General features: G+C 69.2%; 19 protein-coding genes. 10 read left to right on the top strand and 9 right to left on the bottom strand.

Annotation, left to right across the window (positions count from 1 at the left end; genetic code table 11):
- The first annotated feature begins 21 nt into the window (after window positions 1–21).
- The 3 genes from VZQ01_RS38625 (at window position 22) to VZQ01_RS38635 (ending at window position 4,261) form a co-directional block, all read left to right on the top strand.
- On the top strand, window positions 22–2,103 hold the full coding sequence (locus VZQ01_RS38625) for a TonB family protein (RefSeq protein WP_223747301.1): 2,082 nt from the start codon (window positions 22–24) through the stop codon (window positions 2,101–2,103).
- A 170-nt stretch (window positions 2,104–2,273) separates the two neighbouring features.
- On the top strand, window positions 2,274–2,876 hold the full coding sequence (cglE, locus tag VZQ01_RS38630; protein WP_141323891.1) for an adventurous gliding motility protein CglE: 603 nt from the start codon (window positions 2,274–2,276) through the stop codon (window positions 2,874–2,876).
- 53 nt (window positions 2,877–2,929) lie between these two features.
- Window positions 2,930–4,261 carry a hypothetical protein gene (locus tag VZQ01_RS38635; protein WP_426746119.1) on the top strand — a complete coding sequence of 444 codons (1,332 nt, stop codon included), beginning with the start codon at window positions 2,930–2,932 and terminating at the stop codon, window positions 4,259–4,261.
- A gap of 181 nt (window positions 4,262–4,442) precedes the next feature.
- On the opposite strand, the gene typA is transcribed toward VZQ01_RS38635, so the two are convergent.
- The 3 genes from typA to VZQ01_RS38650 all read right to left on the bottom strand — a co-directional run bounded on the left by typA (window position 4,443) and on the right by VZQ01_RS38650 (window position 9,014).
- Window positions 4,443–6,290, bottom strand: a complete 1,848-nt coding sequence (gene typA, locus VZQ01_RS38640; protein ID WP_223747304.1) for a translational GTPase TypA — start codon at window positions 6,288–6,290, stop codon at window positions 4,443–4,445.
- Between the two features lie 205 nt (window positions 6,291–6,495).
- Window positions 6,496–7,434: an alpha/beta fold hydrolase gene (locus tag VZQ01_RS38645; protein WP_223747305.1), complete on the bottom strand. Its 939-nt coding sequence runs from the start codon at window positions 7,432–7,434 to the stop codon at window positions 6,496–6,498.
- Window positions 7,431–9,014, bottom strand: a complete 1,584-nt coding sequence (locus VZQ01_RS38650) for a sigma 54-interacting transcriptional regulator (RefSeq protein ID WP_223747306.1) — start codon at window positions 9,012–9,014, stop codon at window positions 7,431–7,433. Before VZQ01_RS38650 ends, VZQ01_RS38645 begins: the two co-directional genes overlap by 4 nt.
- A gap of 107 nt (window positions 9,015–9,121) precedes the next feature.
- On the opposite strand from VZQ01_RS38650, the gene VZQ01_RS38655 reads away from it, so the two are divergent.
- Together VZQ01_RS38655 and VZQ01_RS38660 are read left to right on the top strand one after the other, a co-directional pair.
- Window positions 9,122–10,129, top strand: coding sequence for a cation diffusion facilitator family transporter (locus tag VZQ01_RS38655; protein ID WP_223747307.1), 1,008 nt, complete (start codon window positions 9,122–9,124; stop codon window positions 10,127–10,129).
- Between the two features lie 237 nt (window positions 10,130–10,366).
- Window positions 10,367–11,734, top strand: a complete 1,368-nt coding sequence (locus VZQ01_RS38660) for an SH3 domain-containing protein (RefSeq protein ID WP_426746120.1) — start codon at window positions 10,367–10,369, stop codon at window positions 11,732–11,734.
- Window positions 11,735–12,287: 553 nt separating this feature from the next.
- Here VZQ01_RS38660 and VZQ01_RS38665 read toward each other — a convergent pair.
- Window positions 12,288–13,745 carry an ELWxxDGT repeat protein gene (locus tag VZQ01_RS38665; RefSeq protein WP_426746121.1) on the bottom strand — a complete coding sequence of 486 codons (1,458 nt, stop codon included), beginning with the start codon at window positions 13,743–13,745 and terminating at the stop codon, window positions 12,288–12,290.
- 84 nt (window positions 13,746–13,829) lie between these two features.
- Complete coding sequence (locus tag VZQ01_RS38670) at window positions 13,830–15,134, bottom strand: hypothetical protein (RefSeq protein WP_426746123.1); 1,305 nt, start codon at window positions 15,132–15,134, stop codon at window positions 13,830–13,832.
- Window positions 15,135–15,531: 397 nt separating this feature from the next.
- Between VZQ01_RS38670 and VZQ01_RS38675 the strand changes: the two genes are divergently transcribed.
- The 3 genes from VZQ01_RS38675 (at window position 15,532) to VZQ01_RS38685 (ending at window position 19,289) form a co-directional block, all read left to right on the top strand.
- A complete protein-coding gene (locus VZQ01_RS38675; protein ID WP_426746124.1) occupies window positions 15,532–16,434 on the top strand; it encodes a TIGR02996 domain-containing protein in 903 nt (300 codons plus the stop codon).
- A 29-nt stretch (window positions 16,435–16,463) separates the two neighbouring features.
- A complete protein-coding gene (locus VZQ01_RS38680) occupies window positions 16,464–17,948 on the top strand; it encodes a hypothetical protein (RefSeq protein ID WP_426746126.1) in 1,485 nt (494 codons plus the stop codon).
- A gap of 111 nt (window positions 17,949–18,059) precedes the next feature.
- Window positions 18,060–19,289, top strand: a complete 1,230-nt coding sequence (locus VZQ01_RS38685; protein WP_426746127.1) for a cytochrome P450 — start codon at window positions 18,060–18,062, stop codon at window positions 19,287–19,289.
- Between the two features lie 161 nt (window positions 19,290–19,450).
- On the opposite strand, the gene VZQ01_RS38690 is transcribed toward VZQ01_RS38685, so the two are convergent.
- Entirely contained in the window at window positions 19,451–21,040 is a 1,590-nt protein-coding gene (locus tag VZQ01_RS38690; RefSeq protein WP_426746128.1) for a hypothetical protein, read from the bottom strand.
- A 240-nt stretch (window positions 21,041–21,280) separates the two neighbouring features.
- On the opposite strand from VZQ01_RS38690, the gene VZQ01_RS38695 reads away from it, so the two are divergent.
- A complete protein-coding gene (locus VZQ01_RS38695; protein ID WP_426746129.1) occupies window positions 21,281–22,378 on the top strand; it encodes an energy transducer TonB in 1,098 nt (365 codons plus the stop codon).
- A gap of 333 nt (window positions 22,379–22,711) precedes the next feature.
- Window positions 22,712–23,542, top strand: a complete 831-nt coding sequence (locus VZQ01_RS38700) for a hypothetical protein (RefSeq protein ID WP_426746130.1) — start codon at window positions 22,712–22,714, stop codon at window positions 23,540–23,542.
- A 49-nt stretch (window positions 23,543–23,591) separates the two neighbouring features.
- Here VZQ01_RS38700 and VZQ01_RS38705 read toward each other — a convergent pair whose 3' ends face one another.
- The 3 genes from VZQ01_RS38705 to VZQ01_RS38715 form a co-directional block, all read right to left on the bottom strand.
- The gene (locus VZQ01_RS38705; protein WP_426746131.1) at window positions 23,592–24,857 is read right to left on the bottom strand and encodes a cytochrome P450; all 1,266 of its coding nucleotides are present in this window, start codon (window positions 24,855–24,857) and stop codon (window positions 23,592–23,594) included.
- A gap of 65 nt (window positions 24,858–24,922) precedes the next feature.
- Window positions 24,923–25,405: a hypothetical protein gene (locus tag VZQ01_RS38710; RefSeq protein ID WP_426746132.1), complete on the bottom strand. Its 483-nt coding sequence runs from the start codon at window positions 25,403–25,405 to the stop codon at window positions 24,923–24,925.
- Window positions 25,406–25,521: 116 nt separating this feature from the next.
- Window positions 25,522–25,983, bottom strand: a complete 462-nt coding sequence (locus tag VZQ01_RS38715) for a nuclear transport factor 2 family protein (RefSeq protein ID WP_426746133.1) — start codon at window positions 25,981–25,983, stop codon at window positions 25,522–25,524.
- Window positions 25,984–26,008: the final 25 nt, after the last annotated feature.

Below are 26,008 nucleotides of genomic sequence, written 5' to 3' on the forward strand. Positions count from 1 at the left end.
AAGGGAAGAAGGAAGAACTTCATGGCGGCGGCGAAGAACAACGGCTTGACCCTTCGAATCACGGGGCCTGATGGCTCCACGGTGGAAACCGTGTCGGAGGCGGAGAGCGTTATCGTGGGGTCGGGCGCCCAGGCGGCGGTGAAGGTTCAGGATCCGCGGGTCTCCAATCTCCACGTGATGCTCAAGGTGGACAAGGATGGTTCGGTAACGGCCATCGACCTCGGCAGCGAGGGCGGCACGGAGGTGAGCGGCCAGAAGCTGGTCATCCCCACCGCGCTCAAACCCGGGGATGTGCTGCGCGTGGGAGGCACGCGGGTGGAGGTCCTCTTCGGAGGCTCCGACGAACCCGAGCGTCTCGCACCCGCGGGCGCGAAGGTGGCGGGACCGCGCTTCCAGGGCTCGTTCCAGGGCTCAGTGACGCAGCGGACGCCCACTCCGCCGCCCGTGAACCGGACGGTGCCGGAGGTGGTCACTCCTCCGTCGGCGGCGGGCGGCAACACGCGAGGCGGCTTCGTCTTCACGAATCCGCGTCCTGCTCCCTCGGCGAACGTCGGCGGCCTGCGCACCGAGCGCGTGGCTCCGCCCGGCCTCAACCGCGTGGGACCTCCGCCTCCGCCGCCCATGGCGCGCGAGGAAGCGCGGCCCACGCCCCGGGTGGACACGCCTCCCGTCGCGGCGGCCCCGCGTCGCGCGGTGCTGCCTCACCTGCAGGAGCAGCTCCCGCCGGAGGCCATGCCCACGGCGCGGGAGAAGGTGCTCCAGGTGTCCATGCTGTGGGGCGACACCCTGTTGCAGGTGCAGCACTTCAAGGACGGCGTCCCCGTCACCATCGGCGAGGGCAAGAAGAACTTCTTCCACGTCTTCGCGCCGACGGTGGGCAAGCGCCACGAGCTGGTCATCAGCCGCGGTGACGTGCTGGAGGTTCACGCGCCGCAGGGCACGGGCGTCATCGTCACCGAGCGCGGCAACGTGAAGTCGAAGGACACGCTGCGCGCCGCGGGGCTGCTCACGGGCACGCCCGAGGACAAGGAGCAGGTCTTCAAGCTGGGCCTGCATGACCGCGTCGAGGTGTCGTTCGGCACGGTGGCCTTCGTCGCCCGGTACGTGAAGCCGTCGCCGGCCATCGCCGCCACCTCGTTGGCGGAGGCCGACTACACGTTCTTCAAGATCGTCAGCATCTGCCTGCTCGCGGGCGCGGCGGTGGTGGCGGCCATGGCGCTCACGCCCCGCTCGGAGCAGGCGCCGGCGAACGACATCTTCGAGTCCCAGCAGCGCGTCGCGAAGTTCCTCATCACCCCGGAGAAGAAGCTCGAGCAGAAGAAGCTCCAGCTGTCCGGCGTGGAGGAGGGCGCGAAGGCGAAGGACGAGGAGGGCAAGTTTGGCAAGGAGGAGGCCAAGCAGGCCGAGGCCGCGCCGTCCAAGCCCGGCACGCCCGTGGTGGACAAGACGAAGAAGGAGAAGGACCGCCAGGTGGTGGGCAAGGTCGGTCTGCTCGGCGCGTTCAAGGGCCTGAAGGGCGGGGCCTCGGACGTGTTCGGCCCCGGCGGCTTCGGCACCGGCCTCAACAACGCGCTGGGCGGCCTCAAGGGCGGCGCGGCGATGGGTGACGCCCAGGGCGTGGGGGGCCTGGGTTCGCGTGGCTCCGGCACCGGCGGTGGCGGCACGGCCATGGGCATCGGCGGCCTGGGCACCAAGGGTGAGGGACGCGGCGCGGGAGGCTCGGGCGGCATCGACCTGGGCGGCCGTGGCAAGTCCATCACCAAGGTCATCCCCGGCAAGACGACGGTGGTGGGCGGCCTGGACAAGGACGTCATCGCCAAGGTCATCCGGCGCCACCAGAACGAGATCAAGTACTGCTACGAGTCGGAGCTGAACAAGGACCCGAGCCTCGCGGGCAAGGTGGCGGTGGCCTTCACCATCGACCCGGCTGGCATGGTCTCCGACGCGACGGTCTCCGAGTCGACGCTGGGCAACTCCCGCGCGGAGCAGTGCATGATCTCCCGCATCCGTCGCTGGAAGTTCCCGGAGCCCAAGGGCGGCGGCGTGGTGGCGGTGACGTACCCGTGGATGTTCTCGCCGGCGGGCTCCGAGGGCGAGGGGTAGTCACGCGGGTGTAAAGCCCGGGACGGCGCTCCGCCGTCCCTCCAAGTGGCGTGGACGGAACGGTCCACGCCATTTTCATTCCCGCCCCTCATTGCCGGAACGAGGGGGGCGTCATTAACGTCCGTCGCCACTTCCGGTTGGACCGGAGGGGCACCGCGTGGGGAGGACCCGTGAAGAAGTCCCAGCTCGTTGCCGCGCTCGCCTTGCTGTCGTCTCCGGCCCTCGCGGCCACGCCGCCGGAGGGAGTGGAGTTCCAGCCGCGCCGCGGCTTCTACACCGACACCAACGTCGGCGTGTTCTTCACCGTGGGCGGTGAGAACGCGTACTCGAACGCTCAGACCTATCTGCAGCTCGGCATCGGCTACGACCTGACGGAGCGCATCTCCCTGGGCGCGCACTTCGGCATGGGCTCGTCCGCGCAGAACTGCTTCGCGGGCTACCTGCCGGGCACCGAGACGTGCTCGCTGTCCGACAACTTCACCATGCAGTTCCTGGACGTGTCGGCCGCGTACCACGTGCCGCTGATGAACCGGCTGTACCTGACGCCCAAGCTGGTCGCGGGCTACACGCGCATGGACCCGGCGCCGGTGGACCCCGACGAGAACGATCCGGGCCGCGCCGTCAGCTCGCCCAACGCGGGCGTGGGCGTGGGGCTGGAGTACGCCACGGGCATGGACCACTTCACCGTCGGCGCGGACCTGCTGGCGCGCTACGTCATCGGCCCCAACATCACGTCCTTCGCCATCTTCCCGAAGGTGAAGTACACGTTCTGAGCGTGGGCTGAGGGCTTCACGGGAAGAAACGCCGGGGCCGTCGTTGTCCCGGCATGTCCCCTGGAAGGTCCCTGCCTCCGCGCTGGCCGACGCGGGGGCTCGTGCTGTTGTCGATGTGCGGGGTGCTGGGCGTCCTGTGGGGACTGTCCTCGCGCATCGCGCCCTCCCGGCCTGGAGGACCGCTCCCCGTGTCCCTGCCGGTGTCCCCGGGCTGTGAGGGCCTGGAGGTGGACCCGCGCCCCCAACATCATCCCGCGTCGTCGTGGCGGCCATGTGGCGAGGGCTGTCAGGAGCTGGCACCGGACCCGGGCTCGGGGCACCGGTACTTCGCGCTCTTCGGCGCGGCTCGCGATGGGACGCGGATGCTGGGCTACTCCCAGGTTCGTGACTCCGCGCTGGAGCTGAGAATCGAGAACCTCTCGCTGGGGCAGGTCCTGTTCCTCGCCCGCGTGCTCGATGGGGCGAAGGGCTGCGACTTGCGGCTGCGGGACCTGCGCACGGACCAGGCGCTGTTCGAGGGCAACGCCGTCGACGGGCGCACGCGTCCGCGAAGCCTCATCGGCGTGTTGTTCGAGGGCGCGGGCGCTTCGGTCCGGGTGTGGCCCCGGCCCGAGGGCGCGAGCCCCCTGGAGGCCGTCCTGGGGCCTGGATGGATGGCGAGCACCCCCACGCGTCGCCGGGTCTGGAGCGCGCGTTGGGAGGGCGACGGCGGGCCCGTGGAGGCATGGAGCGCGCCGGACCGGACCGTGACGGCGCACCTGACCGTGGGCGGCGACGCGCTGCTCTTCAGCGCGTTGGACGAGGGCCGCGCGTCGCTGTGGTCCTGGAGGGAAGGGGAGCCCGCGCAACCGCTCGTGGTGCCCTCGATGGGCGGCGGCGCGGCCTGTCCCCGGACGGATGGCGAGCACCTGGTCTGGTTCGAGGGCCACGGCTACGACGCCGAGCGCCACGCCTTCACGCGCATGGACCTGATGACCTCTCCGCTGGCGCACCACGCGGAGGACCTGCGCCCGAGGCGTCTGCGCGCCTCGCGGCAGGACTTCCTCACGGAGGTCTCCGCCGTCGTGGGCGGAGGTCACGCGCTGCATCTGGAGACACGCAGAGGCGAGCCGCAAGGGACGCTGGTCCTCACGCGCCTCTCCGATGGCGCCACGTGGCACCTCCCGCCGAGACCCGGCTTCCACTGGGGCGCGCCGCTCTACGTGGACGCGGAGGAGCTCGCGGTGGTCGAGGACGCACCCGAGCGAGCCTTCGCCTCGGGCGAGCTGGGCCCCGGCGAGTCCTGGACGGTGGTGCGCCGCACGTTGGCCTCGCTGGGCCCACCGGACCTCGAGCCGGTGACGCCTTCGGGCATGGATGCCTCGTGCAGCGCCACGTCCGACTGAGAAGCAGGCCAGCCGGGCCCCGCGAGACCCGGTGCCTCGTGGGTCGAAGCCGTGGACCAGGAAGCCACCCGGAGCCCGCGGCCGGCGATGCCCCTCGAGGCGGAAGGCCCGCCCCTGGAAACACGAAGGGCCCGCTCCCAGGAAGGAACGGGCCCTCGTGCATCAAATCAACTCAGCGCGACTACTCGGCCTCGGCCGCGCGGTCCTCGCGCTTGCGGTCGCGCTCGGCGCGGTAGCGCTCGCCCACGGAGAGGGCCTTCTTGCGCATGCGCACGGACTTGGGCGTCACCTCGACGAGCTCGTCGTCGGCGATCCACTCCAGGGCCTTCTCCAGCCCCATCTCGCGCGGCGGGACGAGGATGACGTTCTCGTCGCGGCCGGCGGCGCGGATGTTGGTGAGCTTCTTCTCGCGGCAGCAGTTCACGTTCAGCTCGGACGGGTGCGAGTGCTCGCCGATGATCATCCCCTCGTACACGGTGGTGCCCGCGCCCACGAAGAGCTGACCGCGCTCCTGGATGCTGAACAGCGCGTACGGCACCGTGTCGCCCAGGCGGTCGGAGACCATGGCGCCGTTCTGGCGCTTCGCGATGTAGCCGAACCACGGCTCGAAGCCGTCGAACTGGCTGCTCATGATGCCCTCACCGCGCGTGATCGTGAGGAACTCCGAGCGGAAGCCGATGAGGCCACGCGCGGGGATGCGGAACTGGAGGCGGGTGCGCCCCGAGCCCAGCTGCCCCATGTCCGTCATGCGGCCCTTGCGCGTGCCCATGCGCTCCGTCACCGAGCCGACGCTCGTCTCCGGCACGTCGCAGAACACCAGCTCCATGGGCTCGTGCAGCACGCCGTCCACGGTCTTGGTGATGGGCTCCGGGTTGGAGGCCGTCAGCTCGTAACCCTCACGGCGCATGTTCTCGATGATGACGGCCAGCGCGAGCTCGCCGCGGCCCACCACGCGGAACGCGTCCGGCGTCGCGGTGTCCTCCACGCGCACGGCCACGTTGCGGTAGGCCTCGCGGTACAGGCGCTCGCGCAGGTTGCGCGACGTGACGAACTTGCCTTCCTTGCCGGCCAGCGGTCCGTCGTTGACCTTGAAGATCATCATCATCGTGGGCTCGTCCACGGTGATGCGCGGCAGCGCCACGGGCTTCTCCGGGTCGCCGAACGTGTCGCCGATGGACACGTCCTCGATGCCCGCGATGGAGACGATCTCACCCGGGCCGGCGTCCTGGATTTCGACGCGCTTGAGGCCCGAGAAGCCGTACAGCTTGACGATCTTGCCAGGCTCGACCTTGCCCCCCTCGCGAACGACGGAGATGGGCATGTTGGGCGTGAAGCGACCTGCCTGCACGCGGCCCACCGCGAGACGGCCGACATAGTCGTCGTAGTCCAGGTTGGCCACGAGCAGCTGCGGCGTCGTCTCCTGGGAGGCCGGCGGGGGCGGGATGTGGTTGATGATGGCGTCGTACAGCGGCTCCAGCGTCGTGCCCGGGACGTCGAGCTTCGTGGACGCCTGCCCCTGACGGGCAATCGTGTACAGCACGGGCATCTCGAGCTGCTTATCGTCCGCGCCCAGGTCGATGTAGAGCGAGTAGACCTGGTCCAGCACCTCGGGGGCGCGGGCGTCCTGACGGTCGATCTTGTTGATGACCAGCACCGTCTTCAGGCCCATCGCCAGCGCCTTGCTGAGCACGAAGCGCGTCTGGGGCAGGGGACCTTCGGCGGCGTCCACCAGCAGGATGACGCCATCGACCAGGCGCAGACCACGCTCCACCTCACCACCGAAGTCGGCGTGACCCGGGGTGTCGATGATGTTGATCTGCATGCCCTTGTAGGAGACCGCGGTGTTCTTCGCGAGAATGGTGATGCCCTTCTCGCGCTCGAGGTCGTTGGAGTCCATCACCCGTTCGGCGACGTGCTCGTTGCTACGGAAGGTGCCCGCCTGCCGCAGCAGGTGATCGACGAGCGTGGTCTTGCCATGGTCAACGTGGGCGACGATGGCGACGTTACGGATGTTTTCGCGAGGAATCATACGAACCGAACTGAGGTGAAAGGGCGGGGGGGATGCCCCGAGAAAGACAGGTCTCCCGAACCCCACCGGAACCCGGAAGGCGGGGGCTTATATGCCGTGAGTGCGTCCCCTGCAATGAGCGCGGACGGCCCCCGGGCGACTGGACGGCCGGCACACCCCTCCCGACAGGGGCTCCCAGGGGGGCCTTGTCACCCCGTCGTCACTCTCAAGAACCCGTGGTGGGGGCCCGGACGGACGCGGCGAGGGGACGGCCAGCGGAGGGCCCGCCCAGCCGCTCCCGGAGGAAGCGCTCGACGCGGACCTCGACCAGCCCCGGGGCCTCCAGGGGGGCGGTGTGGGTGCCGTCGGGGATGAGGACCAGCTCGGCCTCGGGGATGCGGGAGGCCATCTTCCGCGACAGCCACCCCGGGGTGAACTTGTCCCGGCCTCCGGCCACCACGAGCGAGGGCACGTCCACGTGGAGCAGGTGGTCCCACGCGCTGTGCTCGGACAGCGAGTCCAGCGTGCGCACGAACACCACCGGGTCCATGCGGGCCAGGTGCTCGAAGTAGGGGGCCAGGTCGTTCCGGGCGATGCGCTCGCGGTTCATCTCCAGGGAGATGGCCAGCTGCACCGCCAGCTCCGTGCGCAGGGCCGCGTGGATGAGGCGCGCGGACTGCTCGGGGAAGCGCTCCACCACCCGGCGCAGGGACGGGAAGAGCTTCTTGAGCACGTTGGAGTCATGGAAGGTGTCGAGCGGGTTGCCGTAGCTGCCGCAGATGAGCACCAGCCCCGCGACGCGGCTGGCGTAGCGGCGGTGGAACTCCAGGGCCACCTGCACGCCCATGGAGTGGCCGAAGAGCACGGCCTTCTCCATCCCGGCCGCGTCCATCACCCGCTGCAGGTCGTCGCAGGTGTAGAGCATGCCGATGCGCTCGCGGTCCTCGGGGATGCCCGAGCGGCCGTGCCCGCGGTAGTGCCAGCGCAGCACGCGGTGGCGGCGCGACAGGTACGGGGCCAGGTACTTCCAGGCGAACCCGTCACAGCCCAGGCCGTCGCACAGCACCACGCCCGGCTCTCCGTCGCCGGTGACCTGGTAGTACAGGTCGGCGCCGTCGGGGACGCGCAGGTAGTCCTGGTGGAAGTAGACGGCCTCCGCCTTCATGCCTCCACCTCGGCCTCTTCGTCCTCGGGCAGGCCCCGGTCCAGCCCGTAGCGGGCGATCTTCAGGATGAGGTTGGAGCGGCTGATGCCCAGCTCGCGCGCCAGCCGGCTCTTGTTGTTGCGCGTGCGCAAGAGGCCCTGGTGGATCATCTCCCGCTCCAGCGCCTCCACCGCCTCGTGCAGCCGGCCGTGCGCGCGCGGCGGGATGAAGGGGCCACCGCCAGGCACCACCGCGTCGCGGATGCGGCTGGAGAGCAGCTCCGCGGGGAGCATCTCCAGGTCTCCGCCGAGCACGAGCAGCCGCTCGATCTCATTCTCCAGCTCGCGGATGTTCCCCGGCCACGCGTAGGCGCCCAGGATGGCGAGCGCCTCCGGGGACAGGCCTCGCGTGCGCTGGCCCTCGCGGTGGTGCTTGCGCAGGAAGTGGTCGATGAGGACGGGCAGGTCATCGCGGCGCTCGCGCAGCGGGGGCAGCTGCACGCGGATGACGTTGATGCGGTAGTAGAGGTCCTCGCGGAACTCGCCGCGCTTGACCAGCTCGCCCAGGTCCTTGTGCGTGGCGGCCACGACGCGGACGTTGACCTCCTTGTGGTGCGTGCCGCCCACGGGGAGGAAGGTGCCCTCCTGGAGCACGCGCAGGAGCTTCACCTGGAGGGCGGGGGACATGTCGCCCACCTCGTCGAGGAAGAAGGTGCCGCCGTCGGCGACCTCGAACAGGCCCTTCTTGTCGCGCAGCGCGCCGGTGAAGGCGCCGCGCGTGTGGCCGAAGAGGGCGCTCTCCAGCAGGTTGTCGTTGAAGGCCGAGCAGTTCTGCACCACGAAGGGCTGGTCCTTGCGCGGGCCGTTGTGGTGGATGGCGCGCGCGACCAGCTCCTTGCCGGTGCCCGACTCGCCGTTGATGAGCACGGTGGAGTCGGAGTTGGCCACCTTCTCCATCAACCGGAAGACCTCCATCATCGGCCCGGAGCGGCCGATGATCTTCTCGAACCGGTAGCGCTCCTGGACCTCGGGGGATGGCGGGGGCAGCTGCTCCTCGCGCCGGGCGAGCTCCGACTCGTGGTTGGCGATCTCCAGCGCGGCGAACTCGAGCAGGTCGGACAGCTTCGCCAGCTCCGCGCCGTCGAGCACGGGGACGCGCTCATCGGCGCGATCCAGGTCGGAGAAGGGCGGGGCGAACTGGAGCAGGCGTGAGCGCAGCACCTCCACCTCACGCGCGTTGAGCATCTGGCGGGAGAAGCCCTCGACGAAGAGGCAGCCGGCGTACTCGTTGTCGACGTAGAGCGGGGCGCCCACGATGCTGAAGTTGAGGTGGCAGTCGTGGAAGAGCGAGCGGCGCAGCTTCTTGTTCCCGCGGAACTTCTCGTGGAGCACGCGCACGGACTGGCTGCAGCGGCGCAGGCCCTCCCTCGAGAACAGGGCGATGCGACAGAACGGGTTGGGAGGCGGGGAGATGTCCCCCCGCTGCCACTCGTGCACCACGCCGTGGCGATCCGCGAAGGAGAGCTCCATCTGCCACCACTTGCGGATGACATCTCTCAGCATGATGATGGTGTGCAGGCTCTGGTGCTTCTCGAAGTCCATCCCTACCTCCGTCCGGCCCCGCGCTCCGGGGAGGGACCGGGCCGTCGGAATCGCGTTTCTCCCCTCTCTTACCCCAGGACCCGGCTGTATCCTCACTTCTCTCTCCCGTGACTACCTCCACTCACACACGCGGCGGGGCGGGGCATGGGCATGACCACGACCACGGGCATGACCACGGCCATGGGCATCACCACCATGGGCATGGGCACGGCCATGGGCACGGTCCCAAGCGGGGGGGCCTGGCGGAGGAGCGGCGCAAGGACCGTCGGCGGCTCATCTTCGCGCTGGTGCTGACGGCGACCATCGCGTTGGCGGAGGCGGTGGGGGGCTGGCTGACGCACTCGTTGGCCCTCATGTCGGACGCGGGTCACATGTTGACGGACGTGTCCGCGCTGGCCCTGAGCCTGGTGGCGCTGTGGTTCGCGGGCAAGCCGGCGGACGTGAAGAAGACGTACGGCTACTACCGGATGGAGATCCTGAGCGCGCTGCTCAACGGCGTGCTGCTGCTGGGCATCACCGGGTTCATTCTCTACGAGGCCTGGGAGCGCTTCCACTCGCCGCAGCCGGTGGACGTGAAGCCGATGGCGTTGGTGGCCACGGTGGGTCTGGTGGCGAACCTGGGGGCGTTGGGGTTTTTGCATCGCACACACTCGATGAACGTCCGTGGCGCGTTCCTTCACGTGCTGGGGGACACGTTGTCCTCGGTGGGCGTGTTGATTGGCGCGGGCATCATGGCGTTGACGGGGTGGTTCGTGGTGGACCCCATCATCTCCGCGGTCATCTCGGTGGTCATCGTGGTGGGCGCGGTGCGGCTGGTGCGGGACGCGGTGGACGTGCTGATGGAGGCGGTGCCCTCGCACGTGGACATGCCGCAGGTGCGCGAGCTGATGCTGCGTGTGCCGGGCGTCACGGCGGTGCACGACCTGCACGTGTGGACGATCTCCAGCGGCGTGTACGCGCTGTCCGCGCACCTGGTGGTGCTGGACCCGATGGTCTGCAACAACGACGAGATTCTCTCGGCCGTGAAGCACGACCTGTACGACAAGTTCGGCATCGACCACACCACCATCCAGATCGAGAGCGAGAGCTACGCCCATCTGGGTGAGGTGCACTGAGGGCGGTCGGCGCGTACGAGCGCGAAGTCAACCGAATATCATGACAGACCGGATGGGTACGGTCTGGCGCGTGCTGGGAATTGCCAGCGCGATAGAGCGGCGTAGGGGTGTCACCGCAAGAGGTGGCATTGGCCGTCAGGATGGACGACGAGGCACTGACCACCCCGGAGTGCCTCACCCCGCGTCAGCGCAGTCGCTGCCTTGCCTGTCGCGGCGGCAATGCATCAGAGTCGCCGCATGCTCAACGCAGGCGCCCTCGTGCTCGCCGCCGTGCTCACTGCTTCACCCACGAACAAGGCCGACGTGGACCTGGATGGTGACGGCACACGCGAGCACCTCACGCTCGAAGTAGCGAAGCCCGGCGCCTTCCGGCTCACCGTGGGCACTGCCGTCACCGAAGGCGAACTGCCCGGAGTGTGCGGCGTCACCGTGTTGGACCTCGACAGCAGCGACAAGCAGCGCGAGGTGCTCGTCCACGGCGAGTCACGCTTCCGCCTCTTCCGCCAGGAGGGCACGGCGCTCCGGGAAGTGCCGCTGCCTCCCGGAGTACCGAGCGCCTCCGGCAATGGCATCCTCCTGTGCGACGTCCCCATGTCCGACGGCTGGGCTCGCCGCGACAAATACCTCTACGACGCGAAGCAGCCGGGCTTCACCGAGGTGCCGCAGGAACTCTACGCCGTGGGCCGCGACCTCCCGCCTCCAGGGTGGGTGTCGCTCCAGCAGACGCCCGGCAGCAAGGACGTCGTCACCCTGGCCGGCCCCGAGAATGCCCTCTCGCTGCACGCCTTCAAACCAGACTTCGCGGACCGTGATGGCGGCTGGTACCTCGCGGGACTCGCGCGCAAGTCCGAAGACGCGCTCGGCTGGGTTTCCGCCCGGGAGCTCCGGAAGAAGGTGAGCGTCGACGACGGCGCGATGCTCGGGGCCATCGTCGTGTTGCCAGAGCTCTACGCCTCGGGCGCCAGATCGAAGGTCGCCACCTCCTTCCCGCTCCTGCGCACGCGCCAGGACGACGCGGAGCCCGTGGCGAAGCTGCGCGCGGGCAGCACCGTCACCCTGCTGGCCACGGACGGTACGTGGTATCTCATCCAGTCGGAGACGCGGCTGCTCGGCTGGGCCCGAGCCGGTGCGCTGTCCGCACTGAAGAAGGCCCCGGTGCCCGACAAGCGCGCCCAGCTCTCCACCCTGCAGCACCGCCTGCGCTCGGCGATGCCGAAGCCCACCGCGAGCGGAGACTGGCGACCCGACGCCGCGGGACTCATCCTCGAGAACGAGTACGCCAGCACACTGGACACCTACCACTTCTGCCCAGACGGCCGCGTGGTGCTCGAGTTCCTCGTCGACGACTACAAGAAGCACGGCACCTGGACGCTCGACAGGGACACGCTGAAGCTGGCCTTCACCCGCGAGACGAAGCAGCTCGGCGTGGGCGAGCCCATCGGGCCTCCGGAGGGCGTGGAGGGGGTGCGCCAGTACCGCGAGACCACGCCGCACGAAGCCACCCTGGCCGAGACCCAGACACTCGACTGGAACGAAGTGCTGGAGGACGTGAAGACCCCTTCCTCCAGCTACAAGCCGAGGCGCGGCAACCCGAGCTGCCGCTGAACGCAGACGACACACCCGGGACGCCAGGTCACACTGCCAACAGCGACCGCGTCGATAGACGCCTCGCGTCCACACGGCAGGCGCGCATTCTCCTGGCACCCCTGGAAGTGCACGCAAGGGATTGCGTACGTTGAGTCCGCCATGGTCGAGCGTGCTCAAGAAATGCGGAGTCCCGCCTCGAACGTCGACGAACTGCGCCGCCAGCTGGAAGGAGGGAGCGAGTCCATCGAGTCGGCCTCCTCCAGCTACGCGCGGCTGGTGAGCGCGCTGCGCCGCTCGAAGTGGCGCGCGCTGCTATGGGCTCAGCCAGCCCTCGTGGCCGAGGTGCTCGCCCAGGACGCCGCCTGTGTGGAGGCACTGGAGCGGGGCCTGCGCCGCGCGGAGCAGGAGCGATGCGCTCCGCTCCGTGTCGCCACAGGAACCCACCTTCCTTGTGTGCGTGCCTCAAGCGCTCCCGACGCGGCGAGCGAAGCTCGGTCAGGCACACCCGTCGCGACGTGGCTGTGGCTGTCTGCCACTCGGACCGAGGGGAGCGCGCGCGGGCTACCTCGCGCTAGCGCTTCTTCGTGCAGCGGGCGTCGGGACGGAAGGGCAGGGCATGCAACTCGCGCCCGGTGCTTTGCTCCGCGGTGAAGAACACGTCCCAGCCAGAGCGGATGAAGTCGCGGGGGGAGGAGGAGGCCGGGCCTGGCGCGACCTCGTCGAGCGCCCGCGTGCCAGAGGCCGTGCCGTCACTCACCCAGGGTTTGGCCCCACGTCCTGGCGTCGTCGCGCTGAAGAACAGCCAGTCCTGAAGGGCCGTCACGCTCGCGGGAGCGGCCCCCTGGGCTCCGGGCACGATGTCCTTGAACAGCCTCGTGCCGGAGGCCGTGCCGTCGCTCATCCACAACTCGCGCCCGTGCGTGCCATCATCCGCGGCGAAATACAGCCTCCCTCCGGCGACCGCCAGGGCGGTGGGCTCCGACCCAACTGCACCCGGGCGCACGTCTTTCACCCGCCGCGTGCCCTCTGTCGTGCCGTCGCTGACCCAGAGCTCCTCACCCTCGGGCAGGCCCGAGCCCGCGCTGAAGTATAGCTTGCCGTGAAGCGCCACCAGGTCGTGGGGAACTCTCCCTGGGAAGAAGCGGAGGTTGCGCGTGCTCGAAGCCGTGCCCTCGGTGACGTAGAGGTGAGCCCCGCCGTCGTTGAGGTCCACCAGGAAGAAGAGCTTCCTGCCTACCGACTTCATGCGAAAGATGAGCGCGTCCTCCGTGAGCGTGCCGTCGTGGACCTTGAGCATCGGAATGATGCTTGTTCCGCCGTCGCTGCGTACCAGCCAGTTCTCATCCCCCATGCTGATGACGAAGAAGAGAGATCCGTCGTGGACGATGAAACGGCGCGGGAAGGAGCTCGCCTGTCCGGGAGCGATGTCCTTCACGCGATAGGTGCCCGCCTCGGTGCCATCGCTCGTCCACAACTCGTACCCATCCGTGCCATCTGGAACGACCGAGGAGAAGTAGAGCCGGTTCTTGTAGGCGACCAACGTCTGGCCCTCACCGAAGCTTGCGTCGATGGGGAGCACCCGCTTCACCAGGACGGTGCCCGCCTCGGTGCCATCGCTCGTCCACAAGGCGCGGCCTCGCACGTCGTCATCCGCGACGAAGAAGAGCCGGTCCCCCACCATCGTGAGCTCCGTGGGCCCCGAGCTCTCCAGCCCTCGCGCGATGTCTCGCACCATCACCGTGCCCGCGCCCTCGGTACCGCTGCTCATCCAGAGCTCGGTGCCATGGACGCCATCGCTCGCGGCGAAGAAGAGAACGCCATCCCCGTGGACGAGGTCGTAGGCGTAGACGCGCGCCGAGCCGAGATTCCTCAGCCTGCGGGGCGTGAAGCCACAGGGCGCCCACTCACGACGGCTGAGCGCCGCCACCTCCAGGCTCTCACTGGATGGCTCGGCCTCGTCGGCCATCGACGGCGCGCAGCCCACCAGCAGGCCCAACGGGAGGAGAAGGGCACCCAAGGGCTTCATCATGGCTCGCTGTCCTGTTCTGGAGTCCAACCCGTGTATCGAGATGAATGGCATCGACGGCGCTCGCTGTCGGCGCCGGGCTACTCGTCATGGAAGCTTCCTCGTGCCGGGCCTTGGCTCGAGGGTGAGCGGCAGGGCGGGCGAATCCTCGATCTCGGCATCGTGGCCCACCCGAGTCCCCAGCACGAAGCGGGGCAGGCCAGGCGTCGAGCTCTCCCCCGCGCCGTATATCGCGAGGAAGCGGTTGCCTCCGTAGGCGACCGCCGGTCCGAAGGCCTGTGAAGTGTCATTTCCCGAGACAGGGAAGCCCGCTGGGTCCCACGTCGAGCCATCCTCGCCGAGGCGCGTCCCCCAGACACGGTGCGAGCCTTCACGCGTGTCATCCCAGACGACGAGGGACTTCGAGCCGTGGTGGGCCAGCCGAGGGTCCCGCTGTTGTCCTGGAGCCACGGAGACGTCGAAGCCCGCGGGAGTCTCGACCGAGCCATCCCGGCGCACGAGCGCACCGCGGATGTTGGCGTCCATCCCCTCGAGGTCGGACCAGACGACCTGGAACCTGCGCCCGGTCCACGCCACGTCCGGAGTCACCTGGAGCCCTGGAGACGTGGAGATGGCGAACCCGGTTCCGTCGAGGATGATGCCGCTCTCGCTCACCCTGTTGCCGTAGATGTCGTTCTCGTCCTCCGTGTCACCACGGGCGTCGGACCAGACGACGAGGAACTGCTGCGTGCTGGGGTTCCAGGTGACGGCGCTGTCGAAGGCGAAGGCGAACCCCTGGCTCACGGTCTCGTCCGGAGAGGGCTGGACGACGCCCTCACGGCTCACCCGCTTGAAATGGATGACGGACTCATCCGTGCCGATGACCGTGAAGGTCACCAGGCAGGCCTGGGGGGAGCACGCGATGCGGACGGGGCCGAAGGTCTCACCCGAGCTGATGACGGAGAAGACCTTCCCCTTCACTGTACCGTTCGTCCCGACGCGGATGCCTTCGATGCCACTGCCCGTCTCCCAGACGACGAAGAAGTGGGTGCCATCAAAGGCGATGGCGGGGGCGCGGCCCCTCGTCGTCCCCACGTTGATGCGGATGCCTTCGGGGTCCAGCACGGTGCCGTCCCGCGCCACCCGGGTGCCGTAGATGCCTCCCTGGCGAATGTCTCCCCAGACCGCGAGGTATTTGCCACCACCCGAGGCGACCGCCGCACCACCGCGGGCCAGCGGCGCCGCCTGGAACGCCTTGTTCGGCGCATGCCTGTTCGCGAGAGGGGACTCCTCTACCGCGCTCGGCTTCTCTCGAATCGTCGTCTCCCCTTCCTCCCGAACGGGTCCACATCCCGCAGGAAGTGCACCCGCCAGGATTGCGCTCCCCAGGACCATCGTCCACGTGCGTCGCATGGGCCCTCCCGTTCCGTGACTCCGCGAAGGTGGGGGCCGTGCGGCGCCTCGGGCCATCCGCCCGGGGGAGGGCAACAAGGATGAATTTCAGCGACGGGGCATCCCCTTCAACCGATGCCTCGACCTGGTTCCGCCTGTGCTCGCGGCGACGTGCGAGGGACTCGCTTCAGCCGAGCGGGAGGGACAGGTAGCCGAGCGGCTGGTCGGAGTCGCCGCATCGAGCATTCCGGACACCGCTCGCGGATGGACACCCTCGGCTGCCGCGGAATCGAGTCAGTGTCTCCTGCGGATGAACCTGCCGCCCCCGCGTGTGCGGGCACAGCTTCGGCTTCATGCGGCTGCGCGGCTTCTACCGTGGCATCTGCTTGGTGCCGTAGGGTTTCGATATGCTGGCGACGTGAGCGAGGCCCATGACGTGTCGCGGAGCGCCCGCATCCTGGATCAGTGGTTGCCCCGCGTCCATGCGAACCCCGAGGACGAATCCACGCGGCTGGTGATGGCGGACCAGTTGCTGGAGGTGGGCGACCCCCTGGGCGAGTTCATCGTGCTCCAGTGCTCCGCCGCTCCGGACCCGACGCGCATCGACGCGTTGCTCGCGAAGCACGTCCGGAGCTGGGAGCTGCCCCTGGGTGGGCTCGTCGAGCCCGGGACGACGCGCTTCGAGCGGGGCTTGCCCGTGGCGGTGCGGATGTCGGGAGAGGCGGCGCGCCGGATTCCCCCCGAGCCAGGACCGGCCTGGTGTTCGGTGCGGGAGCTCGACTGGGCGGGCGTCGCATGGTCGGTGGTCCATGGACAGTGGCTCGCGCATCCGCATCTTTGGGGCGTGACAAGGATGCGGAGCGTGGAGCTGTTCTGGGCCCGGTTGATGGGGCAGCCGCCTGGCGTCACTCGACTGGAGCTGTGTGGGCCTGTCGTGCCCCAGGTGCGCGGCACGCCCGTGGCGGCGGATGTGTTCGACAGGCTGGCCCTGCTGCCGAGCCTGTCGTGGCTGGAGCTGCGTGACGCGCACCTGGACGATGTGAGCCTGTGCGCGGGATCCAGGCTGGCGACGAAGCTGGCGCGCATCGACATCGTCGGGCAGGGACGTTGGTCGCTCACGGTGAGGCCGGGCGCGGAGGTGCCCATCGAGGCGACGCTCATGAGCGAGCGGGCCATCGATGATTTCGAGCGGGTCCTGCGCGCGGCGGAGGGGTTCGGGTCCCGGGGCCTGCGGGTGCGCCGGGAGCACAGCCTCGATGCCGAGCGCGTCGAGCGCCTGCGCCGGGCCGCGTCTGGGTTCTCCCACGTGGAATGGATGTGAGCGTGTCCACGTCGCGGTAGAGTGGTGGTGTGGAAGACAGCGTGTTGGGTCACCTGGAGCGCGCCGCGGAGTCCTTTGCCCGGTACGACGAAGACGAGGCGCTCGGCGCCCTGTTGGCCGCCTGGCGGGTGTGTCGCTCACCGGCGCTGGTCAAGCTGTGTGAGGAGGTCGAGCAGCGCCTGGTCGCGAGTCGTCTCGACGCGGAGGGCAACGAGAAGCCGTCGCCGGACGGGACGCGGGAGGTCACTCCCAGAGCCATGGCGTCGACCCTCGTGTCGGAGACAAGGCGGTCCTCGACACTGGAGATGTTCTACCTCGACCAGGTCCTGCGGATGTCCCCGAACCCGCAGCTCGGGCCCGCGCTGGTGAGCCTGGCCGGGCGGCCCGAGTTCCAGGTTCCGCTGAACCTGACGAAGCTGTGTCTGGCGCTCAAGCACGTGGGCCCGCCCTTCGACATCGCGCCGCTCCAGGCGCTGCAAGCCAGACTGGCGCCGGACAACGAATCCGCCGGTCGGCTCGCCTTCATCATCCGGATGGGGCGTGAGTGGGTGCCTCCGGTCCTGGGTGCGCGCGCCGAGGCCGTGCTGCGGGACGTGCGCAACGCGCTCGACGCGAGAGGGGACCATGAGCGGCGCCGCGCGAGCATCCGGGAGCAGTGGCTGCCCCAGGTCTACGCCCAGCTCGACGACGATGCCGCGCGGCTGGTGATGGCCGACGAGCTGGTGGCCCTTGGAGACCCCTGGGGCGAGTTCATCGTGCTGCAATGCTCGCCCGCTCCCGATGAGGCCCGGGTCGACGCGCTGCTCGCGGCGCATCGAACGAGCTGGGAGGAGCCTCTGGGGCTGCTCGTCATGCCGGGCACGACGCGTTTCGAGCGAGGGTTCCCAGTGGCTGTCCAACTGGGTGGGAGAGCCACCCTTCAACCGCCCTGGCCCGAGCCGGGCGTCGCGTGGAGCACGGTGCGGGAGATTGATTGGGGCGGAGGTTTCGACAGGGAGTGGTTCATGCATGCGCACCTGCGCGGTGTCCGACGGATTCGTCGGATGGCTTTCGCGGCGGCGCACGACCTGGACCTCCATCCTTCCGTGAGCAGGCTGGAGTTGTGTGAGTGTGGAGGGCACGGGGCCCATCTGGTCGCCGGGCCTGGGGTTGGCTGGTCGAAGACGTTCGAGAAGCTGGCGCTGCTGCCGAGCTTGTCGTGGCTGGAGCTCCGCGACGCGGACCCGGTGGGCCTGCGCCACTGCGCCAGCTCGTCCCTGGTGAGGAAGCTGGAGCGCCTGGATGCCGACAGGCAGGCCGCATGGCGGCTGACGGTGCGGCCCGCGGAGCAGGTGCCCATCGAGGCGACGCTGGTGAGCGAAGAGGCCGTCGGCCGTTTCGTGGACGTCCTTCGCGCGGCGGAAGGATTCGGGACGCGAGGGCTTCGCGTGCGCTGCGAGCGCAGGCTCAAGCCCTGGCAGATGCAGGACCTGAAGCAGGCCACGGAGGCCTACGCTCACGTCGAGTGGGGGTGAGGCCCGCTGGGCCCAAGGACAATTCATCTGTCCGGTGGCGGACTGCCCTCCCGCGCTCGCTTGAGCAATGTCTGGCAATCCCTACCATCTCCAGGTGGAGGTCCCACGCCCATGGACACCCGACTCGATCTCCTGTCCCGCGAATACCTGGAGTCGCCTCACGCTCATCTCGCGGAGCTGCGACGCCGTGGCCCCGTCGTCCAGGTGGACCCCGGTGGCATGTGGCTCGTCACCCGCTACGACGAGGCGCAGCAGGTGCTCAAGTCCGCGAGCCTCTTCTCGTCCCAGGGGCTGCGATTGACCGCGCAGCCGCCGTGGCTCCAGCGCGTCAACCCCTTCGCCGACTCGCTCCTCTTCCTGGATCCGCCCCAGCACGGGCGACTGCGCGCGCTCATCAGCCGTGCCTTCACTCCCGCGGCGCTGGCACAGTTGGAGGCCCGCCTGCGCGGGGTCGCCCGGCGGCACGTGGCCGACATGATGGACAAGAAGCACGTGGACTTCGTGGACGCCTTCGCCATGCCCATTCCCGCGACCGTGATGGGCTGGCTCCTCGGGCTGGATGCCTCGTTGCAGCAACACTTCATGCGCTGGACCCATGTCCTCGTCACCATGAATGGAGTCCAGCCGGAGGGCGCAGTGGGGATGGAGCGCCAGCACCGCACCCTCGATGAGATGGAGCGGTATTTCCAAGGCGTGCTGGACGAGCGGCGGAGCGCTCCGCGGGATGACATGGTCAGCGACCTGCTCCGGGCGCGGATGGACGGGGTGGCGCTGACCCATCACGAGTTGATGAGCTTCCTCTTCCTGCTGCTCGTCGCGGGGCTGGAGACCACCGTCAACCTGCTCAGCCAATGCGCGCGGGTGTTCTTCCAACATCCGGAGCTGCTGCTCCGCCTGCGCAAAGACCCCACTCTCATCCCTCGCTTCGTCGAGGAGACCCTGCGCTACGAGCCCAGCGTGATGTCCACGCTGCGCCTGTGCACCCAGGACGTGACGCTGGCCGGAGTGGAGCTGCCCCAGGGGGCCCTGGTCCTGGTGTCGCTGGCCTCCGCCGCCCGCGACGAGAAGTATTTTCCGGACGGCGACCGGTTCATCCTGGAGCGGGAGGGCCCGCCGCGCCTCTCCTTCGGACATGGGGCCCACTACTGTCTGGGGGCCATGCTCTCGCGGATGGAGGCGCGCGTCGCCCTGGAGGAGCTCGTCTCCCGGGTGGAGCGGCTGGAGCTCCGCACGGAGCACATCGACTGGACGACCTCCCTCATCGTCCGTGGGCCGGTCACGCTTCCCGTCGAGGTCTTTGCTCCCGCGACGGGACAGCCCCTGCCGGCGCGCCTCGCGTGACCCAGGACCTGTCCGCCAGTCTCGTCACCCTGGGGAGCCTGGAAGGGGAGGGGAGACCAGTTCCAGTGGTCGGACGAAGCGCGGGCCGCGAGGGAAGGCGGGGTGGGTGGGGCCCAGGGCCAGGATGGCCACCAGGGTGATGAGCGACTGCTGCTCCCAGCTCAGGGCCCCTGCGGAACGTAGCGCAGGCGGGTGCCTCCGATGCCGTGCTCGAGGAGCACCTGCTCGAGCGGGGAGGAGAGGTCTCCGCCCGTGGCGGTCCGCTTCAGTTGGTCCTTCTGTCGGTTCTCGACCTTCGTGGGCGGGTGGGCGGCCTTGTTCGCGAAGAGATTTCTCTCGGACTCCTCTGCCTTCCGTCCTGCCTTCGCGGTGCCTCCGCCGGTCATCGGATACAGGCCGTCGTCCGGGAGCATGTCCGCGAATTTGTGGGTTCCGTTGGCGATCTCCTGGAGACTCAGCACGCTGTTGAAGATGACGGAGCGGTGTCGGGCGGGCTCAGCGACCATCCAGGTGACGAGCATCTCCCTCAGCAGGTCGTGGAAGCTGGCGAGCGCGTCAGGAGGATCCTCGGCGGGGTTCTTCACCATCGCCAGCATCGCCTGGGCGAGCACCGGGTCGTCCACGCTCTCTGCTGCCTGCAGATGGGTCAGTCGCTTGAGGAACTCGGGATAGCTGACCTTGTGCTCCGGTCCGGCGTTGCCGGGCGTTCGCAATCCCTGCTGGTTGGGGTTCTCGTCGTAGGCAATCGGCGCGCCATGTCCGAGAACGATGAACTCTCCCTTGGGCAGGCTCTTGCTCGGGCCCTTCACGCCAATGGGGATCCTCCCGGAGCCCACCGGCAGGCTGAGCAACTTGCTTTCTGTCTTTTTGCTCTCCGCGACCTCGCGCAGGCCCTGGGCCGCCGAAGCCCACCAGATGAGCCCGTCACCACTGGGCGTCAGCTCGCCAGTGCTGACGGAGCGGGTCCGGCCGGTGGGATCTTCGGATATCGCGGAGTCGATGACGTCCACGTCAATGGGGGCCCCGGGCGTGTCGGTTCCAGGCTTGACGTGGTCATGGAGCCTGTTGGCCGCGCCGCCCAGCGCCAACGAGGCCCTGGCGCTCTCGTTGTCTGGGGGGAGGGTCGGCTGTTCACGGAGCACGGGGCGGCTCTTGATGGCTTCGATTCGCGCCTTGAGCCTGAGGCCCGCCATCTCCTCCTCGCTGCCCGGAGGCGCCTCTTTGGCCATCCACGCCCCGATGTTCTTGGACAGGGTGTTGAGCTTGGGGAGATAGTTCTTGAGAACGTTCTTGCTCGCGGCGGGCGGACCCCCGCTCAGCATGTCGAACTGCGCTTGCAGGTCCCCTGGAACCAATGCGTCTCCCGGCTGGGGCACGTGATGGTTGGCGCGAAGCAGCCCGGTGGCGCCGTCGTAGATGTTGTTCGTGGCGTCATCCCAGATCTGGTGCTCCAGCAGTCCCGGAGGAATCAGTGCGAGGTCGGGCGCCGGGCCGGCGTAGGTGGTGTCCTCCGGGACGACGCCCGCTCCCTGCCTTCGCCATTCCATCCGCTGGATGGGCGCGGCGGAGCTCGGTGCGCCCGGGTTGAGCGAGGTGTCGACGCGCGACAGCGCCCGCACGCGAGGACTCTGGTCGAGCTCTCCCTGACGCGCTCTCAACTGGCTGACGTGGGGGGAGTCCGTCGTGTGCCCCGCGCGCATCACGGGCTGCCTGGCGCGCTCGTGGGTTGACCGGGCCATCTGGGTCCGCATGAGGGGCTCCTGTCCATGCCACGTGGAGGCCAGGGATTGTGGAGGGCTCCCCGGGGCGAAGGAAGGAGCGGGGACGTTCGGCCCTGTCCCAGGACTCGCTGGGGCGGTGGGATGCACCGCCGCTGACCTTGTCAGGTCCACGAACTCCATGACGGGTTCGAGCGCGAGTGGAAGACGGAGGGCTGACGAAGCCGCGTGGGCGGTGGCCCCAGGGGCGGGCTGAGGGTAGCGTGACCGTCCATGCGTCACACTCTCATCGTGTCCTTGTCGGTCGTGCTGTGGGCGACGGGCTGTGCCCATTCGGGGGCTCCGTCACTCCCGGCGAGTCATGGACAGCTCTCCCTCGCGATGGCGTACCAACTGGACCCGGAAGGCAATCCGCGCGAGGCCTCGGAGCTGCCACCCGCGTCGTTGTTCAACCCGGGGGCGAAGGGAGGCGTCGCGCCGGAGAGGGCGCGTGAGGCCTTCGCCGAGGCCGTGGCGCTGTTGAAGGGCGCGCCCACGGAGGTGCAGGTGCGGCAGGCCTCCGCGACGCTGTCGGCCGCTTGCGCCGTCGACCTGTTCGACGCCTGTGAGTTCCTGCTCACGAACTTCCAGCCCGTGAAGCGGGTGGAGGGGCCGTCGATGCCGGACATCCCGAGGGAGGCTTTCCTCCTCCGCAAGCCGCAGGTGGTCGTCCTCCGGGGCCGGGTGGACACGGACGGACGCGCGCGGGAACTCCAGGTCGTGGAGTCTCTCTTCCCGAAGTTCGGCGAGGAGCTGGTGAAGGTCTTCGCCGCGACCCGGTATCAACCGGCCATGCTCGCGGGGCATCCCATCGCGACCTCGCGCCTCTTCCGGATCCAGTTCCAGATGCCCCTCGAGAACCGGACTCCCGAGGCGGAGCTGGAGTGGGTCCGGATGCGCGTCGCCCGCTTCCCCGGGAGCGCCGACGCCTGGTCGCACCTGGCGAAGTTGCTGGGCTCACAGACTCCCGAGGCCCCTGGCTATGTCGAAGCGCTCGAGCGGTTGAACGCGTTGGCACCGACGTACTGGTGGGCCGCGAACGAGCTGTCATGGCACTACGTCCAGGCGGGGCGCCACGCGGAGGCGGAGCCGAGGGTGCGGGTGGCCCGGCAACTGGCGCCGCGCAACGCCTATGTGCTGGAGACCTCCGCCGCGGTCCTTCGGGGGATGGGGCGGTGCGAGGAGGCGCTGGCGGACCAGCGGCAAGCCGTGGCGAGGCTCCAGGAGCAGTGGCCGCGAGAGGAGCGGGAGCGGTTCGAGCGCACCCTCGCGGACTACCAGCGGGACTGCCCGGGTGGGTCCCCGCCCGCGCCGAGCCCTGTCGCGCCCTGAATCGTCGCGTCGTCGCCCTGCCTCACGCGACCTGGCCGGTGCCGGATTCTCCCGGCGCCGCCTACGCGTGAAGAAGGAAGCCGCGAGCGACAGGCCGCGAGGATGTGCGGTTCGATGATTCCTCTCATCCGCGAGCGTCCAGGCCCACCTCGCGGGAGGCTCCCGCTTCAGGCTCCACCGCACCGAGGAGGTGGGGGCGCCACGGCGAAGCTCCCGCTGCCTCGCGTGGTCGTGGACGTGCGTGGCGTGACAGCCGCGTGGAGGTTGGAGATCATCTCGTGAGCCCATGCACCTGCGCGCGGGCGCCGTGAACCCTCACGAGGTCATCCAGCGATGCACACCGTCATTCAACGGGTCGAGTCAGCACGGGCTTTGGAGTCGCATGCGGCGAGGCCGGTCGCGCAGCGCTTCTCCGCGGGAGGGAGCGGGTTGGGGATGCTGGCGGAGCGCCTCAATCAGCGCCCCTCGGTCCAGGCGCTGCTCCAGCGTCAGCGCGGGTACGACGAGGGACCTCGTGCGGCGCCGGTACAGCGGATGTCGTGGGGCGGGAGCGGCGTCGTCCAGCGCGAGGGTGACAGTGACAGCGAGGACGTGGTGGACGCGGACCCGTCGAAGTACGCGGACTTCGACCGGAGGGCGCACGAGGAGTTCCTGCGCAACCCCATCTATCAGCAATGGGTGCAATCGATTCTCGAACAAGGCTCAGTCAATGTCAGCACCGGGAACACGGACCCATATGCCCCGCTCGCGGCCTGGCGCCCGCTGGCCCGGCAGATTCTCATCCAGGAGCGGGTGACGCCGTCGCCCCGGCGCGCCAGCATGATGGCGTTCGAGATGACCAATGCCTTGCAGACGCCACGGACGGATGCGTTGAAGGCGCGGGCGCTGGCGGGCGAGTTCGAGGACCCGTCCGATGTGAACGCGGGAGAGACACGCTATGCCCACGAGGCGGAGCGCTCCGAGTACGACGGCCTGTCCATGCACCACCAGATGATGGCGCATGGCATCCAGAACCTGGGATGGCCCGCCGCGCTCGACACCTACGGGCCGAAGCTGCAGGAGGGTGGGGTCTGGGACACCTTCGAGAAGTACCTGGCGCAGCAGGAGCAGCGCGGGCACACGAACATGCATCGCTCCAACTACAACCAGTGGCGCGGCCCCTGATATCGGAGGAGCTGTCGGTCCCAGGTTCCTCGCGACAGCAGCACGGCCGTCAGCGAGGCTGGGTCGCGTGGACCTCCCACGCGACCTCCAGGCTCTCGTGCCGCCGGACGGTGACGCTCTTCAAGAAGCCCGGCGTCTGCCCTGGCACGAGCCGGAGCCCTGGGAGGCTCCGGAGCAGGGCCTCCAGCGCCAGGCGCGCCTCGAGCCGCGCGAGCGGGGCGCCGATGCAGAAATGCAGCCCCTGCCCGAAGGCGAGGTGCTTCTTGACGTCAGGCCGTCGGACGTCGAAGCGCTCCGGCTCGTGGAACCGGGCCTCGTCGCGGTTGGCGGACGCGTAGACGATGCGGATGTGGGCGCCCTGGGGGATGGGGACGCCCCCGAGCTCCACGGGCTCCAGCGCGGTCCGGAACATGGCATGCACGGGGGAGGTCATCCGCACGGCCTCCTCGACGGCGCCCGCGATGAGGGCCGGGTCCTCCCGAAGGGCCTGGAGCTGCTCCGGATGTTCGAGCAGGAGCTCGACCGCGCCCACGATGAGGCCCGCGGTCGTCTCGTGCCCCGCGAAGTGGACCTGCATCAGCATGCTGACGAGCTCCGCCATGCTCATGGGCGGCGTCATCTCCTTCGAGCCGGTGACGATGTCGCTCAGCAGGTCCTCCCGGGGCGCTGTCTTGCGTTCCTCGAGCGCCTGGGCGAGGTAGCGCTGGAATTCGACCACGCCCCGGGCGCAGGCGACCTGGTGTTCGATGGAGCCATGGGCGGCGAGGACCGTGGTCAGCTCGTCGGACCAGCGCCGGAACCGGTGGATGTCCGCGCGGGGGATGCCGAGGATCTCCGCGATGATGCTGGCCGACAGCGGATGGGCGAACCGGAGGAACAGGTCCGCCTTCCCTTCGTGCCGGAAGGAGTCGATGAGCTCGTCCACGAGGGCGCGGATGAAGGGCTCCTTCTCCGCGAGGCGCCGCCCGGTGAAGGCCTTGCTGACGAGGCCGCGGAAGCGCGAATGCGCGGGTGGATCATTGTCGACGAGGCTGGGGACCAGGGGGTAGCCGTCCATCAGCGCGGCGACGACTTCGGGAGGCGTGGTCGCGGCGCCCACGGTGATGGATTCAGCGGAGGAGAAGCGCTCGGTATCGGCGACCACGGCGCTGATGTCCGCATGACGCGTCACCACCCACGCCCCCAGCGCCGGGCTGAAGAACACCGGCGCCTCCCGCCGCGCACGCGCGAGGAACGGGTGGGGGTTCTCGAGTTGGGGAGAGTCGAGCGGGCGGTACTCGGACCCGAGTCCTGACGCGGCGCTGTCCTTGAACATGCGTGCTGCCCTCCCTCGAAGATTGGTCGGAGGGCTGAAGCCTAACCCAAGGGAGGGCCGCCAGCTCAGGGCTCGGAGAAGCCGCCGCGCACCCAGGCGTTGGCGGTGTCTCTGTTGAACTTGAAGTTCATCGGCACGCGATGCTTGGCGACCGTGGCGCCCGCGTCGTCGATGGCCGAGAGCAGGGCGTGGGGCTCGTACTCATCGGCGACCAGCTCCATGCGGACCTCGTACCAGCGCCCCTCCCAGGCGATGGAGAGCTTGCGGGTCATGGCCTGGTCGCGCTGTCGGGCGGAGCGGTCGAGGACCTCCGAGGCCGTCTTCACGAAGGTCGCGAACGCGGGCGCGTCGAAGGGCTTGGGGTTCTTCTTGTCGCGGCCCATGACCCACGGGCTGATGAGGACGGGCTCGGGGATGCCCTGCTTGCGGATCTCCACGGCCCAGCCGTCATCCTCCTCGTTCTTGATGACGCGGGCCGACCAACCATTCTTCCGCCAGAACGTGGGCTCCATCACTTCGGGTTCGGCGGGCGTGCGCTCTTCACTCATGCGGTTCTTCATACCCTCCGACGGCGGTGGGACGGAGCGGAGAATGCGCCTTCTCCGCGCCCCGGCAGTCGACCGCGCGCTCGACGCCCTCGCTGTCGAGCGCCGCGCGTCTGCGCTCAAGGGGGCGCGCCGGCTCCGCCAAGGTCCTCGGGCGTGAGTTTCAGCGCCTCGCTGATCGCCAGGACATCCTGGTACTCGCGCCAGTGCTGGATCAGTCCGTCGCGGACCCGCAGCACGGCAATGAGGACCGCCGAGGCGCGCCGGCCGGTGGTGGTGACCGTCCCAGCCAGCTCGTATTCGACGACGATGACCTCGGGGTCGCGGGTCTGATGCGTCGCCAGCTCGCGGAACTGCTCGAAACGCACCGGCAGGACCGCGCTTCGGGCCCGGTAGAACGCCAGCCACGCCTCGCGGCCCTCATGACGTCGCATGCCTGGCGGGGAGAACGGAGTCTCGACCACGACATCCTCGGCCAACAGCTCCGCTGGGAGCAGCGTCGCCTCGTCACCGAGGAGGGCTTCCTGCATGCGCCGGTAGAGGGTGAGCGGACCCGCGGCCCCCGTCGCCGTCTGTGACATGGTCGTGCCTCCTGAGATAAAGTGA

The sequence above is a fragment of the Myxococcus faecalis genome, from assembly GCF_050039385.1.
GTDB classification, from domain to species: Bacteria; Myxococcota; Myxococcia; order Myxococcales; family Myxococcaceae; genus Myxococcus; species Myxococcus fulvus.